At 36.2% G+C, this 19785-nt stretch carries 14 protein-coding genes and 1 tRNA gene; 3 read left to right on the top strand and 12 right to left on the bottom strand.

From position 1 onward, the window contains the following. Positions 1-1434 (bottom strand): PDZ domain-containing protein, encoded by a 1434-nt coding sequence (locus K322_RS0105455; RefSeq protein ID WP_026625976.1) that lies wholly within the window; start codon positions 1432-1434, stop codon positions 1-3. A gap of 347 nt (positions 1435-1781) precedes the next feature. Between K322_RS0105455 and K322_RS0105460 the strand changes: the two genes are divergently transcribed. The 3 genes from K322_RS0105460 to K322_RS0105470 all read left to right on the top strand — a co-directional run bounded on the left by K322_RS0105460 (position 1782) and on the right by K322_RS0105470 (position 6140). Further along, positions 1782-2384, top strand: coding sequence for a riboflavin synthase (locus K322_RS0105460; RefSeq protein WP_026625977.1), 603 nt, complete (start codon positions 1782-1784; stop codon positions 2382-2384). Positions 2385-2610: 226 nt separating this feature from the next. After that, positions 2611-5355, top strand: a complete 2745-nt coding sequence (locus tag K322_RS20155; protein WP_026625978.1) for a sensor histidine kinase — start codon at positions 2611-2613, stop codon at positions 5353-5355. Further along, complete coding sequence (locus K322_RS0105470) at positions 5355-6140, top strand: LytR/AlgR family response regulator transcription factor (protein WP_260202613.1); 786 nt, start codon at positions 5355-5357, stop codon at positions 6138-6140. Before K322_RS20155 ends, K322_RS0105470 begins: the two co-directional genes overlap by 1 nt. Before the next feature lie 6 nt (positions 6141-6146). Here the strand turns inward: K322_RS0105470 and K322_RS0105475 are convergent, their stop codons facing one another. From K322_RS0105475 to ilvN, 11 genes are all read right to left on the bottom strand, one after another. After that, positions 6147-7091, bottom strand: coding sequence for a DMT family transporter (locus K322_RS0105475; RefSeq protein ID WP_026625980.1), 945 nt, complete (start codon positions 7089-7091; stop codon positions 6147-6149). Positions 7092-7270: 179 nt separating this feature from the next. Next, positions 7271-8644: a glycoside hydrolase family 28 protein gene (locus K322_RS0105480; RefSeq protein ID WP_026625981.1), complete on the bottom strand. Its 1374-nt coding sequence runs from the start codon at positions 8642-8644 to the stop codon at positions 7271-7273. Between the two features lie 758 nt (positions 8645-9402). Continuing rightward, positions 9403-9885: an RDD family protein gene (locus K322_RS21335; RefSeq protein ID WP_026625983.1), complete on the bottom strand. Its 483-nt coding sequence runs from the start codon at positions 9883-9885 to the stop codon at positions 9403-9405. Positions 9886-9962: 77 nt separating this feature from the next. Beyond that, positions 9963-11903 carry an RHS repeat domain-containing protein gene (locus tag K322_RS18670; RefSeq protein ID WP_221406996.1) on the bottom strand — a complete coding sequence of 647 codons (1941 nt, stop codon included), beginning with the start codon at positions 11901-11903 and terminating at the stop codon, positions 9963-9965. 85 nt (positions 11904-11988) lie between these two features. After that, entirely contained in the window at positions 11989-12240 is a 252-nt protein-coding gene (locus tag K322_RS20160; RefSeq protein WP_026625984.1) for a hypothetical protein, read from the bottom strand. A 9-nt stretch (positions 12241-12249) separates the two neighbouring features. After that, positions 12250-15609 (bottom strand): RHS repeat domain-containing protein, encoded by a 3360-nt coding sequence (locus tag K322_RS0105505; RefSeq protein WP_026625985.1) that lies wholly within the window; start codon positions 15607-15609, stop codon positions 12250-12252. After that, positions 15606-16742, bottom strand: a complete 1137-nt coding sequence (locus K322_RS18675) for a T9SS type A sorting domain-containing protein (RefSeq protein WP_051290657.1) — start codon at positions 16740-16742, stop codon at positions 15606-15608. Before K322_RS18675 ends, K322_RS0105505 begins: the two co-directional genes overlap by 4 nt. Positions 16743-17128: 386 nt before the next feature. Next, positions 17129-17202 (bottom strand) — tRNA-Ile (locus K322_RS0105515). Between the two features lie 157 nt (positions 17203-17359). Beyond that, entirely contained in the window at positions 17360-18406 is a 1047-nt protein-coding gene (gene ilvC, locus K322_RS0105520; RefSeq protein WP_026625987.1) for a ketol-acid reductoisomerase, read from the bottom strand. A 73-nt stretch (positions 18407-18479) separates the two neighbouring features. Next, positions 18480-19211 carry an acyl-[acyl-carrier-protein] thioesterase gene (locus K322_RS0105525; RefSeq protein WP_035331416.1) on the bottom strand — a complete coding sequence of 244 codons (732 nt, stop codon included), beginning with the start codon at positions 19209-19211 and terminating at the stop codon, positions 18480-18482. Between the two features lie 23 nt (positions 19212-19234). Further along, complete coding sequence (gene ilvN / locus K322_RS0105530; protein ID WP_026625989.1) at positions 19235-19780, bottom strand: acetolactate synthase small subunit; 546 nt, start codon at positions 19778-19780, stop codon at positions 19235-19237. Positions 19781-19785 lie beyond the last annotated feature (5 nt).

The raw sequence follows: 19785 nt of genomic DNA on the forward strand, positions 1-19785 counted from the left end.
TCAGAGTGCCTTTATGTCTACCGAAGTCTGTAACTCGGGTATGATCTGAACATCTTTTGTATTGTTTCCGCTTTTCACCTCAACCTTCACCGATTTGGCGGAGTTGGATGGGACGAATTTTTGGAATGCGTAAAGATAGCTAAAACATGGCGTATATATAGGCTCTTTTTTGAAAAGATCCGAAACTTCTGCATATTTGTTGATACTCCATATCATACAGTCAGGGAATCCGTTGGCATCGATAAAGCGAGTTTTAGGATTTCGGTATTTCATTGATTCAATGATGAATCGCTTATAGCCGTTCTCCTGTTCTGCTTTTGTATATTTAAAGTTTACATTGTTGATCTTTTCAACAACATCACCGGCTCTTAGTCCGGCTTTGTAGGCAGGAGAGTTTTCGTCTACACTGGCAAGGGTTTTGAGGTCTTTGTTATCAAAATTCATACCTGTGTAATTAAATCCTTTGTAGTTGACAAGATATTTAGCTGATGTTTTGGCCGTGGTGTAAGGATATTGCATCATCATGAGAGGTGCATGTATACGGGTGTATTCAGATAAATCATAATCGGAAGTAAGGTATTCGGTTGCTTTGCAATCCCAAATCTGAGTCATTTTATCTTTACTGATATACTTTTTGTCGAAAAATCTGATTCCTAATTCAAGTACATATTGTCCTTTTGTTTCTGCATTCACATCATCGCCCGAAAGTATCGGAACCTGAATCATCTGACGGGTTTCAGGATCGAATCTCCATGTCTTTTGATTTTGAATTCTACCTGCAGAACTGTATTTAACATTCGGCTGATAACTGTAGTACGATTGTACAATAATGTCAGGATCGTTGCTGCTTCTTGTTAAACCTCGATCAATAAGAGCTTCTTCAATTATTTTGTTTATGTAATGGTCTATTTCGGGAACAGATGTACCCTCATTGATGAAATCGAATGTGTGATAATCCGAAAAGTCAACATTTTGATTCGGATTCACTTTCAGAGGTAAGGTAAATGATCTGTCGCTGGTGCTTTCTATGCTATAAAAAGAATACATAGATGCCAGATCAAATTCACTGATGGAATTCATAACTCTGGTCTCTGCCTCTACTTTGTATTCTTTAAAATAGGTATTGATATTTCTAATAGTTAAAGTCATATCCCTTTCGCTGCCTCCGGTAAGCCATCCTGCTATTGTTTGGCTGTTTCTTAGATAGGTTGCAGAGCCGTTGACTTCCATTATGATGTCGCCACGTTTCAATCCCGCATTGTATGCAGAAGAGAAAGGCTGTACGTATGTTATTACGGGTTCGCCGTATCCCCAGTTTGGGTTATTACTAACTTCGAATAAAATACCGCAATCTCGATATTTACGGTTTGGTTGAGCATTTATCCCTGATACGATTAGTGCTATAAGAAATAAAATAAGACTTACTTTCTTCATTTATTTAGTTAATTTTACGTTTGTTGCTCTTTGTTTATGTGGTTGAATATGAGGTTTTATATCTTTTTGTTAATATGTAAGTATGTCAGTTTTTTATGCTGAGTTTAACAAATTCGGTCATCAAAACCTTATAGATCTTTAAATATACGTTTCAGTTTGCAAAGATACACTATTAGTCTAATAATCAAACGCTAAATTTCAGATAATTTTTTTTGCTCTTTTCTCTGGTTTTTATTTTGTATCTTTGTATCCCTTTAAGGGTTGAGTCCTTTTTGTATTGGCTATATTGTTGATATGATTGTAGTTAATTGTAAACATAGATTGAATAATCAAAAAAATATAAGGATATGTTTTCAGGAATTGTTGAAGATGCAGCTATTATAAAAAATATCCGGAAGGAAAATGAAAATATACATCTGACTCTCGGTTGTTCTTTTGTGAAAGAGCTGAAAATAGATCAAAGCATCGCCCATAATGGGGTGTGTCTTACGGTTGTAGATCTTACCGAAGATTCTTATACTGTGACAGCTGTAAAGGAAACGTTGGAAAGATCGAATCTCGGATTGTTAAATCTCGGAGATAAGGTAAATGTGGAGCGCAGTATGTTAATGAACGGACGCCTTGACGGGCATATCGTTCAAGGACATGTTGACCAGACCGCCCGTTGCATCGCTATTGATGAAGCGGATGGCAGCTGGTATTTTACTTTTGAGTATGATTACGATAAAGAGATGGCAAAAAAAGGATATCTTACAGTAGATAAAGGATCGGTTACGGTAAATGGTGTAAGCCTTACTGTATGTAATCCTACAGATAATTCTTTTCAGGTAGCTATTATTCCATTTACATACGAGCATACAAACTTTCATCAGTTTAAAGTAGGCTCGGTTATTAATTTAGAATTCGATATTATCGGAAAATATATCAGTCGTATTGCAGCAATAAAGTAATACTTAAAGATTGATTTATTTACGGTTTGCCTAAGTATTTGATAAATGAGGCCGGAAGTTTTTCTTCCGGTCTTATTTGCTTTTATTGGTATGTACTTTTGAATAATAGATAAGATAGGTAGTATAATAAGTCGGTGAGACTGTTTGATAAACTTCTGATTTTAAGAATTGACAGATATATAATTTTATGATACGAAATGAAATCTGTTAATTAAATTTGTTTGCTATGAAAAGAATATTGTTAATTGCGTTCATGCTATTCTCAGTCTTATCTGTTGAGATTTGGAGCAAGAGTGTTACTTCGGTCAAGGATTTGAAAGCGGGAGATTCGTTTAGCTTGAAAATTACTGTTCCTGTCGGAAAGTCAGAGCCTTCGTCGGTCTGGAGTTATGATAATGTACAGAAAATAGATGTCGAATTTATTGTTTTATCTGTAGATAAAGATTCAGTACGCATGGCTGTAAGACCTTTTAACTGGTATATATGCTATCCGAATCTGAATTATCCGGATTTATTAAAGAGAGAAGGTGTAGGAGTAAATAATTATTTAGACTTCAGTTATTACGGCGATTATTTTGATGGAAAGTCGCGTTTCTTTCTTTTTGAGAATAACTTGGTTACAGCATCGCTAGCTAATAATACCGGAGAGGTGAGCGTTAATTTTCCGAAACAGACTGACGACCCGAAAAGTGGGAGGTCAGCTAAAATGTGGTATGCACAGATCTTCGAGATACCAAAGGGGTTAAGTATGGTTCATTTTGATGGAACGATATTAGATTATACTCTGAATTTTGATTTTATAGTAAAATCTGCTCTGCAATCTTATTTTAATCGATGGACGAAGAATCTTAAAGAAGGACTGTCCATGCCTTGGCTGATTGATTTGAGTCCCGATGTTAAAAAAAATTCTGAAAGTCCTGCATTTATTCAGTTAAGTTCGGCTTCATTCGATTTAAATCCGAATACTCAGATAAAACTGACTGTTCCTGTAGATATTGAAGAAGATCAGGTTTTTATTTCTAACGGAGACATTAAAATAAAGCCGGTTCATAAAGATGAAAATACTTATCAGTTTGATTTATTTTTATCCGAACCTAAGCGGGTTTATTTTGAAAACGTTATACTGGATCTTACTCCCGGAGATTCTCTTAATGTAGCTTCCATTAATAGCGAATATAAGATCTCAGGTAAAGGGTCTATAAATAGTATATTTACGAATGCAATAGTGCCGCTATTATATAAGGGGGAGAAGAGGTCAGGCGACTTTTTTGCACAAGCTGAGTCGGTTTTCAATACAGAGTTCAGCAAATATGAATCTTCGATGAATGAGTATTGGGTAAAATCAGCCAAGCTTTCATTCGACTATTGGTATGCGGCTCAGAAGATGATAATCTATAATGAGAATGTAATGAGAGATTGGGGACAGAGGTATCATGACGAGAGCAATATACCTTGGGGTGATAAGCATTTTACGAATCTCTATCCTTTTACCGATTATTTGTACCAGCCCTATAATTACGGGGATCTTATTCAGACATTTTTTGACTTTAAAGCACGGCAGGCAAATAATAGTATACTCACCGGTATAAGGTATTTACAAGGGAATATTATGAAATTTTATTTTGCCGATGCTATCTTCTGGGGATATCCGAGGTTTTATTTGACAAGCGAAGCCTTGAAAGATCAAATGATTTATTTTCAGTTGAATGAAAGCGAAAGGGAGTATAAATATTTTATTGAAAGATGTAGTATTCCTGAGTTTCGGACTCCGGTTGTCGATTTGCATGAGAAATTATTGAAAGTTGAGCCGGGAGCCAATTTGAAAGGCTTGGATCTGGATGTCGAGAAATACCTTTCGATTGGAAATAAGTCTGATGAATACATAGTTCTCTTTGTAAGCGACAATTTAGGTAACAATCCGGATGATCGGTTTTTCGAAAAAAGACTAAGCAATTTCGAAGACGAGATTAAAAAAGCCAAATTGGAGAAGAAAGTAAAAGTTTATATTGTTACCGGAGAATCCCAAAAATCTCTTTTTGAGAAAAATAATAAGATTCATCAGTTCTTGTATTTTGTGCCCGATAAAGTCATCAGAGATTATCGATATAAGGTAGCGTCTAATCCAGATGCTTATATCGTGATGAGGAATGACGGTACTATTGTAGATCGATGGCAAAACAGCAAATATATAGATTCTCCTCACTTTCTGATTCGGTTGATACAGGATGATATGGATACCTTAAAAACAAAAGACTCTGCTTTGAGCAGGGTCTTACCCTTTGTTTTGATTATATTAGCGGCTGTTCTTGTTACATTCTTTCTTGTGCGTTTCTTCGTGAAAAGGCAGGAGAGGGTGAGGAGGCAGTTACTTGAACTCGAACTCAAGGCTATCAGGGCACAGATGAATCCTCATTTTACATTTAATGCTTTAGGTTCTATTCAAAATCTTATAGCTCAGGATAAAAGGAAGGAAGCAGATGAATATCTCGTTAATTTTGCAAAACTTCTTCGTATTGTGTTGAATTCTTCAGAGAAAAGGCTGATTCCTTTGTCGGATGAGATAGCTCTCATTAGTTTATATTTGCACTTAGAGCAATTGCGTGTTCCTTTTACTTATTCTATTGTGGTCGATGAAAATATAGAAACTGAGATAGAGGAAATTCCGGGAATGCTTATTCAGCCTATTGTTGAAAATGCGATAAAACATGGGATTGTTCCTTATGGAGGAGGAAATGTTATAATTGATTTCAGTCTGAAAGATCAAATTTTATATGCTCAGGTAACTGATACCGGTAGTGGATTTATGCCGGATATAGAGAGTAAAACGAAAGGTTTCGGTTTGAAATCTACCCGAGAGCGGCTAGCTTTATTGAATAAAGACTTGCACTTGAATATAGGCATACAAATAGAAAATGTAGAGCAGGATGGAATAACAAAAGGATGCAGGGTTATTCTTAGTATTCCTGTTTGATGGATAAAGAATCTGATAATATGGAAGATATAAAATATAAGATAAGAGGTGTAATTGTTGAAGATGAACAGCACAACAGAGAGAATCTCTATAGTAAACTCAAAGATTATTGTCCTGATTTGGAGGTTGTAGCTCTTTGCTCTTCAGCTTTGGAAGGGAGACAAAAGATCTTAGAGCTGAAACCCGATTTGGTTTTTCTCGACATTGAAATGCCCGGAGGTGATGGTTTTTCGATGATGGAAAGTTTATCTGACTTGAATTTTGAAGTCATTTTTGTGACAGCATTTACGAATTATGCGGTTAAGGCTATTAAGTTTTCTGCGTTGGATTATATTGTAAAGCCTATCGATACAATCGAACTCCTCCGGGCAGTGGATAAAGCCGCAAAATCAATACAGAATAGGATGACTAATCTCCGTATGGTTAATCTGCTTGAAAACCAACACCGTGATTCTCTTAATAAGGTTATCGCTCTGCCTTTGTCTGATAAGATAGAGTTTGTAGCAGTGGCTGATATCGTTCGTTGTCAAGCTGATGGAAACTATACAAATTTTTATCTGAAAAATGGAGATAAGCTATTAATTTCAAAGACGCTGAAAGAGTACGATGAGCTGCTGACTGCATATGATTTTCTGAGGGTACACCAGTCGCATCTTATAAATCTGAATGAAGTGAAGAGCTTTGTGAAAACTGATGGCGGATATATTCAAATGAAAGATGGAACTAGTATTGTTATCTCAAGGCAGCGTCGGGAGATGGTTTTGAGGATATTAAACCAGAGATGAAAAATACTATCTCCATCTAAAATACTTCTGTAATGTATGTCTGGCATTATTGACCGTTGCCAGTAAAAACTGAGGGTGTAAAGACTTTCCCGCAATTATAAGAATTACAGCAAATAAAATCATCAGTATACCCACTGCCATCCGCATAGAGAAGAGTTCTCCAAAAGCGGAAACTCCTATGACAACAGCTGTCAGTGGCTCTAGTGCTCCCATAATAGCTGTCGGGGTAGAACCAATAGCATGTACAGCCTTAACCATCGTTATTAAGGATATTATAGTAGGAACTAAAGCCAGCATTCCAGCCCACATCCACATGGATGGTGTGGTCAGCATCTGTAAATGGTTGGCCTCTGAGCTGAGGGAGTGTATAGCAATTGTCAGCATACAGAAAAGAAGCACATAAAATGTGAGTTTCACCGATGACATGGTTAATGACGATTTGTTTACAATTATAATATAGACGGCATAGCTAAGGGAAGATGTCATGACTAACAGTACACCGATAGAACTTAATGTACTGCCTCCCTCATTCTTGTAAAGGAGAGAAATTCCGGCTAGAGCAAAAAGAATCGATAAAGCGGTAGTGAGTGATACTTTCTCTTTAAAGACCATAGCCATTATTACTGCAACCATTACAGGGTATACAAATAATATAGTAGAAGCTATTCCTGCATCCATATAATGAAAACTAGTGAACAGGCTTAGCGATGATATTCCAAAAAGTATCCCTAAGCTGCTGATAATAAGTAATTCCTTCGGAGTTATCCTGAAAGACTTTTTTTGAACGAGCATTAGTCCTCCGAGAATGATTGCAGCTAAGGAAAATCTGTAAAACAGAACGGAATTGGCATTTACCCCTTCTTTGTATAAGGATAGTGCTCCTAGTGGATTTGTTCCATAGCTTACCGCAGAAATAACGGCATATAGAGTTCCTTTCAGTTTTGAATTCATGGAATACTTTTTGAAGTAAAATTACAGAAAAGCCCCGAATATCTATTCTCTGAAATAATAAGAAAAACAAATAAATAAGCAACAGAAAGTGTTTAATGTAGTATTCTAATATGATAACTTACTCTTGCTGTTATGCTTGCTAAGTCAATAAAACGGTCTGAGACCTTAAGACAATCTTCTTATTCATCATTTTTGCTTATTAATTTTCCATTGACTTCGACATTCTCAAGTTTTAGATTAACCACGTTTTTCATTTGAGTTGCTTTCGGGGCATTCTTTACCTTTATATTCCGTAATGTTATGTCGTGTAATTTAGCTTCGGGAACCCCGTTTGCCATAATAGCGACACTATCTACTCTGTTGCACACAATGTTTTCGACTGTAATATTCCTGAATTGAGTGGGGTAGTTGCCCCCTCTGTATCCATGATAATCGGTACGGAAGTTAACGACTCCCCACGAGCAAATGTCAGCTTCGATATTTCTCATGTACAGATTTTCGAAGAAGCCTCCTCTATCGAGATTCGACTTAAAATATATGGCATTTCTACAGCTGTCTATTTTACAGTCTTCGATAAATATATTGCGTACTCCTCCCGACATCTCACTCCCGATAGTTATAGCCCAACGTGCAAAGTGGCAATTTCTGATGATCACATTTTCGGTTGCGCGTCCTATTTGCCAACCTTCCTGGTCTCTTCCCGATTTGATGGCTATTCCATCATCTCCTACATTAAAATCGACATTTTCGATCAATACATTTGATGACGATTCGGGGTCACATCCATCATTGTTAAGATTATTACTGTCGATATATACATTTCGCACGATTACGTTATCACAATATACAGGATGGATAATCCAAAATGGAGAGTCGTATATTTTTAGATCTTCAACTAATACATTCTTGCAGCCGAAAAATTGAATCATCCCGGGACGAAGATACCAACCTTCCCCGAAGACACGTTCATAGACCGGAATAGAGTCGTTGCCCATTTGGCGCAGTCTATCTGTTGCCGGATCTTGTTTTTGCCGCCAGCTGTTAAATTCAACAGATCCATTGCCATCGATTTCTCCTTTACCTGTTAGTGCTACGTTTACTGACTGGTAGCTGTATATGAATGGGCTGTAGTTATAACATTCGGTTCCTTCCCATTTAGTAAGTACCATCGGTAGATAATCTTTAGGGTTGGTCGAAAACTCTAATCTTGCACCTTCCTCGAGATGTAGGTTAACATTACTTTTCAGCATGATTGAGCCCTTCACTAAATAAGACCCCTTAGGAATCAGAACCTTTCCTCCTCCATTCGTATTACACGCATTTATAGCGGTCATGATGGACGGCAAACTATTGAAGGTTGTATCGGACTTAGCGCCGTAATCAAGAATATTGAATACAGTGTCGGGGAATTGAGGAGGTGATATGTTTCTCATTATATGAGGAACTATATCCCATCCTTCGGCAATGTCATTTGATTTTGTGTGTGTGCGAGAACAGAAAGTGATAAAGAAACATCCTGTTATAATAATTAATGTAAAGAATAAGTTTTTCATGTTGTATTTTGAGTTAATAATTAATGTTTAATGGGAACAAAACAATAATATCTATTTTGTTGAATAAACACAAAAGGTAACAAAAGTTACTCGAAAACTACATCTTTTCAGTCGTATACTTTTCCAAGTTGAGATATTATTGTGAAATTTAAAGAACACTTTTGGTATAGATAAAAATATAATGATATGCTAGAAGACTGATTATAAATCCTTTTTTGATTAGTCCACGGATGCCATATCCGAGTAGATGGAGGTTGCTTTCCACATCTTAAGTAGGCGATTCAAAATATTAGATTTACCGATATAAACTCCAATCGATTTGACTCATTAGATAAAAAGAGAATATTAGATTTGCAAAAACAAATGCTATAAATATATATACAGCTATATCATAGATAATCCTCTTTTTCCTACTTAGGTTGTCAAATTCTTTTATTATAGTTTTCCATTGATCACGAGACTGAAATACTATATAGTTAAAAGCATAAACGAGACCTGTTACAATCCATATATATAAGTTATTATTTAGATGGATATATCGATTAACGAAAATTTTATAATAAACGAAGATAGATATAAGAAAGAGAAGCTCTAATATGGACAATACTATATTTGCTTTCATCTCTGTCTTGAAGACAAAGAATCCTGAGTTATAATACCTATATAATCGATAATATAGATAATGATATGCTTTTTTCAAATTTATTTAAATTAAATTCTTCTTCATAATTAAAGAGAGAAAGAAACCGGTTATCAACTTAGATATATAATAATCGGTATGATCTGGAATTGTACACAGTAAAGTATAGAATTAAGCTAATAATAACAGCAGTTATTATTATGAACAGTATACTTCTCGTTATTATATTTCGGGTAACAAATCCAGAAGCACTTGTTTTCGTTACAACTTCTGTTTGAGCTATATAATCTCCAAATTTTCTCCCTGTGAATAATATAAGGAATAAATCAATCGGCCATAGAAATAAGAATATATTCCGAATACAACAGATTAATTTGGATGGTGTAGATTGTCCTTTCTTTTTAACAACTTTCAGTTTGAGGATTCTTTTACCTAAACTTTGTCCATCTAATATGTCTTTATTCAGAATTAAAGAAAATATCAAAGAAAAAACTATAATAATTGTCAGTGGGTGCTCGTCCATGAACAAGCTTATAATTGCACCAGGGAATAAGATAGATATAAGATCAATATAAAAAGCTACCAAACGTTTAATTTTCATGAGAAATATAAAATAGATTAAATAATAAACACGTTATCTGTGTTCCGTAAATCGTTGTATCTAAAGTTCTGTTTTTTCTACTTCTCCCCGGATTCCTCTCCGAAAGACATGCCGAATGGATAATAGCTATTCCGCTGAATAACCGATCCCGAAGCATTCGCCACTATGCGGTTATTGCCTAAGTGGTCTTTGATGTAAAAATAATAAATTCCACCTTCGATATATCCGTTATCCGTAAGTATTTTGTTGAGTATTCCGTTTTCGTATATCTTGTTTCCAACATAGTCGGTCGTGTCCTTGTTTCGATAAGCCGCATCATTCGATGTTCCTGTTACGGGTTGTATCTGAAGAGTGGGATCAACTAAATGTATCACCTGCAGTTTAGCTCCGGTAGCTGTGTAAATATAGTAATTCTTTCCCTTGGCAGTTGCGTTATTGATCAGCATTTCCTGAGGCAGATTCAATGAGTTGAAAGAAACCGTCTGGCCTTTATTCAGATCATTGGTCATCGCGCCGTTCTTATTATACGTATACTCTGCTGTGGTTACCTTACTGAAATCTTTAAAATCGGAACTGGTACTCAATGCTACATTAGGACCTGCATCCGTAATGTATTTTAACTGGTTGCCCGTTCCATCATAATTGAATGTGAGGTTATCAATTGTTCCGTATGTTCCTGCCGTAGTCAATCCTTCCCGTGTTAAGGTCTTGACATTGCCGTGACTGTCGTAAGTGTAAGTCGCCCCGAATTTACCATCGCCTGTATAAGTTGCAGATTTAAGACGGGAGATGTTGTCATATGCAAATACATACTTACGGGTCTTACTATTCTGTGTCCATGTCTGAATACCTATATCTCCATTCATCTTATAGTCTAATGCTTCAACAAAAAGAGTATTGTTGATACTTTTTGTCCACGACCGTATATTGTATGTATAATTGGTTGTCAGAGCGGATTGACTATTACCAACAGTAGTTTTCAACCGTCCCAACTCATCATATGTATTCTGTGCCAGAATAACTTCACTGCCCGTATTCAGCTTATGTTTTGTTGTGAGTAATCGTCCTGCATGATCGTATTCGTATGCATATAATTCGGTTTGGGTAGTCGTCCCTTTGGTATGCACATGCTGTTTTTTTATCGGTTGACCTGTAAAATTATAGGCAATGTATTCTGTTTCTTTTCCTCCTAGATGATTGGTGCTTTGGGTCTGAATCAACTGCCCTTTCAGGTCATAATACATAGCTGTATAAAGCAATTTGTTTGTATTATTGAGCTGAGCGATGATTGTTCCTGTGAGCAGGGTTTTATTATTACCGTGCTGAGTTCCATATCCGGTTTGAGAAATAAAAGTCCAGTTTGGGAAACTATTAAGATTGATAAACTCATAATTATCATAATAATTAACTGTAAGTACCGTTGGCGTTGATAGCGTAATACCGCTTACTTCATATCCTTTGTAATTGTTCGTTGCCTTTTTCCAATCTGCTTTTATGACTGTTGACTGCAGAGGGCTTGTGCTATAATCCAATGAATTCTTACAGATACCGCTAAGAACAACCCTACCCAGAGCATCGGGCACAGAGAACAGCCATTCGCTGTTTTGTCTTTGTTCGCCATCCTGAGTCAGGATCAAGCGGTCTGCTTTATCATATACATAATATACAGGTTCACATCCCGGAAGTTTTTTCCAGATACATAGGTTGCGGTCATTGAACTTATATTGATAGGCTAATAAGTTGAGGGTGGCGGTATCGCTCTTTCCTGCGGCTAAAGGAGGCAGCACATAGCACAGATTACCATAATCATCGTAAACATAATAAGTATCGAGATTTGCACCATCATTAATCTGGCGTGTCATTACAACCTGACCGAGCTTGTCTTTAAACTCGTAAGAGATGGCTCTGGTATTATCTGTCCGTTCGTCTTTGATTTGTGTGACATATAATTCTCCTGTCGGATAATTAGCACCTTTGGTCAAAGACGGAGCCTGACGGGTTCCTCCTACCGTGTACATTATACAGGCATTCATGGTTTGGTCATTGGTGAGATAGGCTGTTTCGGAAGGAGCGTTCGCCCATGCGTCTCCCGGTCCGAATTGTTTAATGATCCGCTACAGCCGTTACGTTTATATCCTGACCATTGAATGGATCACAGGTCGACGGCGACATTTTCAGAGTCAGGGTCTTCGTATTATCAGCCTTGAAAGAGAACTTGGGTTGAAGCGTTATCTTTGTACAGGCTGTGACACTGCCTCCATTGGGTATAGCTCCTTCTCCCAGATTCACTTCGCTTTGAGAATAAGCACAAAGGTTACACAACAAACTCAGATAGAGTATTATGTATTTTGTCATCGTTTGTGTTTATTGGTTTTGATAGTGATAGTCGTAAGTATTAATCAGTTTGCCATTGGCATCTTTTACTTTGGATAACCTCCCGAATGAGTCGTATTCGTAAGTGGTGGTTGTTCCTCGAGGATCGGTCATAGAGGTCATCCCAACTAAGGGTTTGTAGGTATAGGTGGTGATAAGAGCTTTAGGGAGAGTTTTTTGTAAATCTCCATCTTTTAGTTTTGTCTCATTAGGAATTGCCAGTTTTGATAATGCATCAATATTGATAACTCCAAAAAGTGTCTTAACTGCAGTCTCAACCTCAGAGTAAGTTGCATTCTTGATCTCTGCAATAGGGTATTGGCCATCATAGCTCCATAAATAGATTGAAATCAATCCATCTTTACCTATAATACGTCCTATTTGACCATTGTTTGTATAATTACCTAAAGTATTCTCCAAAGAAAATTTATTTGAATAATTATTTAGATTAAGATTATTCTCTGCTACTAGTTTATAATATTTATTAGGCAGTAATAATCCTAGAGTATCTATATAAGAAATCTTTCCGCCCCCGATTATCACGTTATCTTTCAAATCTATTGATTCAATAGGTTGATTGAGAATGTAATTGTTCTTCATTTTTAGACTTAAAGCATCAGTAAAATCAAATGGATATTTTAATATACTTTCTGTTACTGATTTCTTACTATCTGTGATTTTGGTACTATTATTTATAAAATAGGCAGGATCATATTTGTATTCTTTTATAACTGAGATCGAATCTTTATCAAAGTATTTTATATTAATTTCCTGAGTTAAATTGTATTTTTCAAATTCTCTTGGATAGAAAAATATATTAGGCAGCAGAGTATTAGTTTCACTTTCTATTAAGCTTTTCATCGGAAAGTTATACATCCGTAATCCTTTTGTAACAAATTGATGTTTGCCTAGTGTATATGTATATAAACTCCGTTCTTTTAACTGGTTATTACAATCTCGAATTTGTTTTTCTATAAGAGTTCCATCTAATATATCATAAACACTTGGGACGCCCGGGACATACTTTGTATATAAATTTATCTGAGGACTTTCACTTGTATTATGAAATTTTTGTATTGTATAACCATTTTTTTCTTTATCTTCTTTAACTATTGAATAGCCTACATGGTTTTTAGAGACGCTATATAAAGGAGAGGTTTGTCCTGTAAAATAATATGCTTCCTTAATTTTTCTGTATGTAGGAGAGCCATCCCCAGTCATTGAGTTGATAGATGTGGTCAAATAAGCAAGTCCGTAATGCATCGGATTGGCTTTTATAATTCCTGATGATTTCCCTGATTCATCAACGTACCCATACTCTGTGAGATTAACTGTCCCATTGGGTAGGATATTCTTAATGCTTTTGATTCGAATCCCATTGCCTTGTATTTCTTTGTCTTTATCTTTTTCATATACGAAAGGACTAGAATATGTCATAGAAAATGAAAAATATGAGTTGTTACGAATTTCATCATCTATATTCATATCATAAGAGAGTACAAGTCTATAGGTTCCATCTGATTCGACAGCGTTTATTTCATCAAAGGCCTCTCCATTTGAGAGTTGCATATAAGTGAACTGTTTTGTGAAAATTCTGGCCGATTTCCATTTTGTATCCTCTAATTTTTGTAGATTAATTGATACATTAAATATCCAGTTTTCATAAGGGTTATTATCTAATGGGGGAGGACCCTGGAGGTACCAATAATATTTCTTGTTCTGAACTCCTTTTTCTATCGTAAATTGTTCACTATTAATGGTTGCTTGCCCTCCATATTTAAGAGCTGTATCTAGTATAAATAAAACCGTGTCTTTTTTTTTTAAACTTAATCCATCAAGCCCAGGTGTGGATAGGAAGTTGTTTAATTCATATATAAATTCAGATCTTCCTCCAGTAGGATATGTTATTGAAGATAGTGTTCCAATTAGGGTTGTCTCAAGCAGAGAAGACTTGTCCCTTCCTGATAAATAATTATTATTACTAGAAGTATAGGTATTTGTTATGCCTGCAATTGTCTTAAACCCGGTATTTAGATTGGGTTCAGCACTTTTGTTATAATACCCCCACCAGTCAGTCGCAATAGATTGCTTAGATGGTATTTTCCCGGTTGCTCCTAAATTATAGTTTAGTATATATTTTTTTTGTTGATCGCCTGATTGCTCAGAAACTTCATTTAGTAACATTTTGCATGTTAGAGGTTTACCTGTTACTCCTAAATAAGAGTATGCTAGATTTATTTCTTTTACTAAATTTCCTGAATTATCCTTGAGTTGAATTTTATCGATCTTATTGGCTCCTATAATATCTAACCTTGCTGAGGACGAAAAATTTATAGATCCTTTATCAAAAAGTATTTGACTAATACGAGGTTGTTCTATCTTAGAATATGAGTAAGAGTAGTAGCTAAAACTACTGCCTAAATCTTTAGGTAAATCAGGATCTGAATAAATTGAAGAAAATACTTCTTCGGCAAATGATATAGGAGTTTCAATTTCTTCAGTTTCATACTTAAATTCCACGATATTGTTTTTAGGCGATTTAATCTTTGATAAATACCACGCAGTCATTACATACCTGCTGCCGTCTGTATAAAATAATGAGCTTTTAGGAATTGTTTCAGGATTTATATATACATTTAAATCTGTTCTAAAATAAGCTTTAGATCTTTCTATTTGAGAGAATGTATATTCATATCCCTTAGAGTCATATAAAATCCATTCGTATTCGCTTGCTTTTTTTACAAATAAAAATTCATTATGATTCTGAAAATAAAATTTTTGATCGGCACTCATAAGCATTTCTCCTGATTTATTACAGAAATTATAAAAATATGAGTCTGGTTCAGGATCCATTTCGCCTAAATAATACGATCTAAAACCTATAGCAGTAGGATCGAATAGCTTTTCTCTCCAAATCAATCCACTAAAATCGTCATCTGAAGGATCGTTTCCTGGGGGAAAAAATTCTCCCGGATGATCGTAAAATCCACCTCCGCCAAAATCATCTAACCCTTTTATATTCCGAACAATACATCCTCCTGCATTTAAAGTCCATCCTAATCCGACAGAGCTGGCTTCTTGTGCAACTTTAACCCCTGTTGTGCGGTATGATAAACTAATAGGAATCACTTCTCCATCAAGATTTATATCGTATATCGGAACCGAAACAGAGATTGTTCCTGTATGTAGATCAACAGGTACCACTCCATATGCTCCTAATGCTGCAGCATTAGGGGATGTTGGAATAATGTTGAGGTTAGGAGTAACTCCATTATCTGCGTGTGAATAAAGTGTGATTAAACACAACAAGAACATTATACTTAAGGTATTTTTCGATATTCTCTTTGTCATTTCTTAACCACTTTATCAGAATACACTTTATAACCCGTACCTATACTTATAATATAAGTTCCCTTAGCTAAGGATGAACAATCGATCTGTTCGGTATATATACCGCTTGATGAAATCGGTTTAACTACAGTTTTTATAAGCCTGCCGTCAAGATTGTAGAGTGAGATCGTTACCGATGATGGCTTCTCAAGATAATACTCTACAGTAAGTATGCTTTCAACCGGATTAGGATAGAAATTATAGGAGAGATTTGCATTGGGCTGTTCTTCAGTCGGATCTGTCACATCCGGTATATTATGGTCAATATTCCACAAACTATCCAAAACTGCCAGATTATCCGGATCTGTATCCAGATACAAGTGTTCCTGAGGAGGAAAGAAAAAAGCAGTGGAAAATTCATTCGCAGAAGAGTCCTGAGGAATTGTCTTGATCGTCTCAAAGATAGGATAACGATACCCTTTCGAGAACCATTTATAATTCTCGACATTCATATTTAGGATAGTATTCACGTTATTATTGACATCGAAAATGGTCTCCTCGATGGTTTGGACGGTCTTTACCCGCATCACGTTTTTCAATGTATCTCCCGACGGAAGAATCATAATACCATAAGCATCTGCGATCTGTTTGATTTCTCCCTGTGATTCGAAAGGTATACGGCATGAGTACAGCCCCTTGGATTGATATTGCTTTTGATGCAATTCATTATAGTTAGTCGGGTATGTCATTGATAATAACGAAGGGGTATACTTCAGGGAAGTTGTTGCATTTTCGTGACCAAGAACAGACAGACTGTTATTTTGCACCTGTAAATAATACATAGTGCTATGTTCTGTGCCGATCAGAGACTGAACAGAATCATTATTTGACTGTATTGTGTCACGTCCCAATATATAGTAAGAATTGTCCAATAGATCAGGAGAAGAATAAGTCAAAGAGTACCGATTATTAATAGATTTGAGTTTACCAAAGTCCCAGATGACGTTTTCTCCTTCTCTTCCGGGATCTTTAAATTCGACCTGCTGTTTTATTATTTCATCGCCCGAACGGGGACTGTTATAACGTTGTACGATTTGCGCTGTTATTGTCAGCGGAATGGCCAATAACAGAATAGCAGTAAAGCGAAACTTCATATACTATATATTTTAGTTGTTTTCAAGTTTGTATTTATAGTTTTGTTCATTGTGATCTACTCCAATGAATCAAGTCTAAACTATGTTTTATGATTGAAAATAATGATTAATCGGTCTAGTGTCTGTCTTTAATGTTTTGTAAATTATAGCATTCTGTAAATGTATGTTATTTTTGCGAAAAAGATGAATTCTTGACTGTTTTTGCTGCTATTTGTCCGTTTTTTTAGATATATGATGTTTTATGCTGCTATTTATGACAAATAGTTTTTGTATTAGTTAATTAAGCTAGAAATTTGTTGTCATTTATTTATGTTGGTAATGGGATATATTCTCAAAGTAAGATAAAATAAAAAAAGCAACTACATTACTGTAATTGCTTTTGGGAGTGGTCCCACTTGGGCTTGAACCAAGGACCCCCTGATTATGAGTCAGATGCTCTAACCAACTGAGCTATAGGACCTGATTAAGAAGTTAGTTCTTGAAATCGGATGCAATATTACTGCTTTTTGTTTATATATGCAAGTTCTGAGTGAAAAAAGCAGTTGAAAAGATTCCTGAAAAAAGAGAACCTGTACATATATATACAGGTTCTCAGTATATTAGCCAATCTTAAAAAATTAGTTGTTTTCAGGACGAAGTTTTCTTACGACAGCACCCGTACGCCACATTTCACTTTCGCGAAGAGCTTCCAGTTCTTTCTCCAATCCTTCGCGATAGTCTGGTTTTGAATTGGTATCAATAGAGCGTTGAGCTTCATTGCCACAAGCAACTTCTGCATATAGTTTTGCGAATACAGGTTTTGTTGCATCATGGAAAGGTCCCATCCAGTCTAAAGCTCCGCGTTGTGCAGTTGTAGAACAGTTTGCATACATCCAGTCCATTCCTTTTTCAGCAAAAAGAGGCATAAGAGATTGAGTAAGCTCTTCTACAGTTTCGTTAAACGCTTCTGATGGAGAGTGTCCGTTTTCACGAAGAACTTCGTATTGGGCAAGAAGAATACCTTGTATTGCTCCCATCAATGTTCCGCGTTCTCCGGTAAGGTCAGAATATACTTCACGTTTGAAGTCTGTTTCGAAAAGATATCCCGATCCGACTCCGATTCCAAGAGCTATTGTACGTTCTTTAGCACGTCCTGTTGCATCCTGGAATACAGCGTAGCTCGAATTCAAACCACGTCCTTCAAGGAACATACGGCGAAGGCTTGTTCCTGATCCTTTAGGTGCTACAAGGATTACATCAATATCAGCAGGAGGTATAATACCTGTACGTTCTTTGTAAGTGATACCGAATCCGTGAGAGAAGTATAATGCTTTACCTGCAGTAAGATAAGGTTTAATGCGAGGCCATACTTCTATTTGAGCAGCATCTGATAGTAGGTATTGAATAATAGTACCTTTAGATGCAGCTTCTTCGATTTCGAATAGAGTTTCTCCGGGAACCCAACCGTCAGCGATTGCTTTTTCCCAAGTTTTACCACCTTTGCGTTGTCCGATAATTACATTAAATCCGTTATCTCTCAGGTTAAGAGCTTGTCCGGGACCTTGTACACCGTAACCGATAACTGCAATAGTTTCGTTTTTAAGAACTTCTCTTGCTTTTTCCAGTGGGAACTCTTCGCGGGTCGCTACCTGCTCGGTAACTCCTCCAAAATTCATTTCTGCCATTTTGTGTTTTTAATTTTATTATTAAGAAATAGATGAATTATTATTAATGATCGTCTAATAATGTAGACGTTATTTATTTCCATGTGACTCTGGCGACACAAATCGCCTTGTCGTCATGTCTCATATCAAGAGAATAGATATTATCCGAAATTTCTTTCTTAAATATGGAGAGCTCGGATGCATATTTTCCCTCTGTGATATAGTTTATCTCAAAGCCTTTAATCTCCTTTTTTTGATATAACTCAAGCGGAAATATATCCACGAAATGTTCAATGTATTTCATGCTGTTCAAGTGCTTGTTTATATCTATATCGCTATACTTCACGATAAAAGAGTCTGCTAGTTCCGAATCTTTTGCTGGTACTATCTTTCCGGCACTGTCAATCGGGCATTCTTTGTCGGAGATAAAGTCTGTCATTCCCTCGAGTTCCAAAACATTTGTGGCTCTACGGGTCTGTATGTCTATCGATGCCCATAAAGAGCGTGCATATCCGAAGTAATTTCCATTTTGATCTTCAAAAGCGAAACATCTTTCGGTGAATAGCTTATTCACATCGGATACCCAGGTATGCAATTTGATTTGGGTATCATTGTCAGGATATCCCGATAATTGAATATTCATTCTGGTAAGTACCCATACCCGTTGTTTACTAACCATGCACGAATATCCGAATCCTCGTTCTTCGGCATGTCGGGTTGCCGCCTGAAGCATAAATCCTCCGATCATCGGTAATGTTGCTTTTCCCCTGAAGTCGGTCAGATATGCATCTATCGTATATGTATATGTCCCTATATTTCCAAGCATCAGAAACTTTATATCGCGTGTTATTAGCTATTTTTTTTATGTTCAATTTCTTTCAGCATATCACTCAAACGTTCGATTTTTGATTTTGTGATAGCAATACGTCCCGAACGGATAAACTGAAGGACTCCGATTGCCTTACTTAATTCTTCGAAAAGAGCCTGAGTCTCGGCATGATGCCCTGTCTTATGCAATACTACACAATTTTCGTTTATCTCCAGAATTTTAGCATTGTATTTTCTGATCAATTGCTCTACCGTGCCCATTTTTAGAAAATCGGGTGTAGATAATTTGTATAATGCTATTTCCTGATGTATAAGTTCGTCATCGGTATTGAAATATGCTTTCAGTACATCAATGCGTTTATCTATCTGCTTTACGACTTTCACTATAGTATCCCTGTCTGTAAAGATAGTTATTGTGAATTTATGTATTCCCGGCAAAGCTGATGGTGAGACCGATAGAGTCTCTATATTTAGCTGCCGGCGGGTAAAAACACTTGTAACCTGACCTAATAGTCCTACTGTGTTTTCGGAGAAGATGGTTACTGTATATAATATTTTTTCTTCCATGACTT

The organism is Indolivaga capnocytophagoides DSM 22835 (assembly GCF_000426485.1).
Classification (GTDB): Bacteria; Bacteroidota; Bacteroidia; order Bacteroidales; family Dysgonomonadaceae; genus Dysgonomonas_A; species Dysgonomonas_A capnocytophagoides.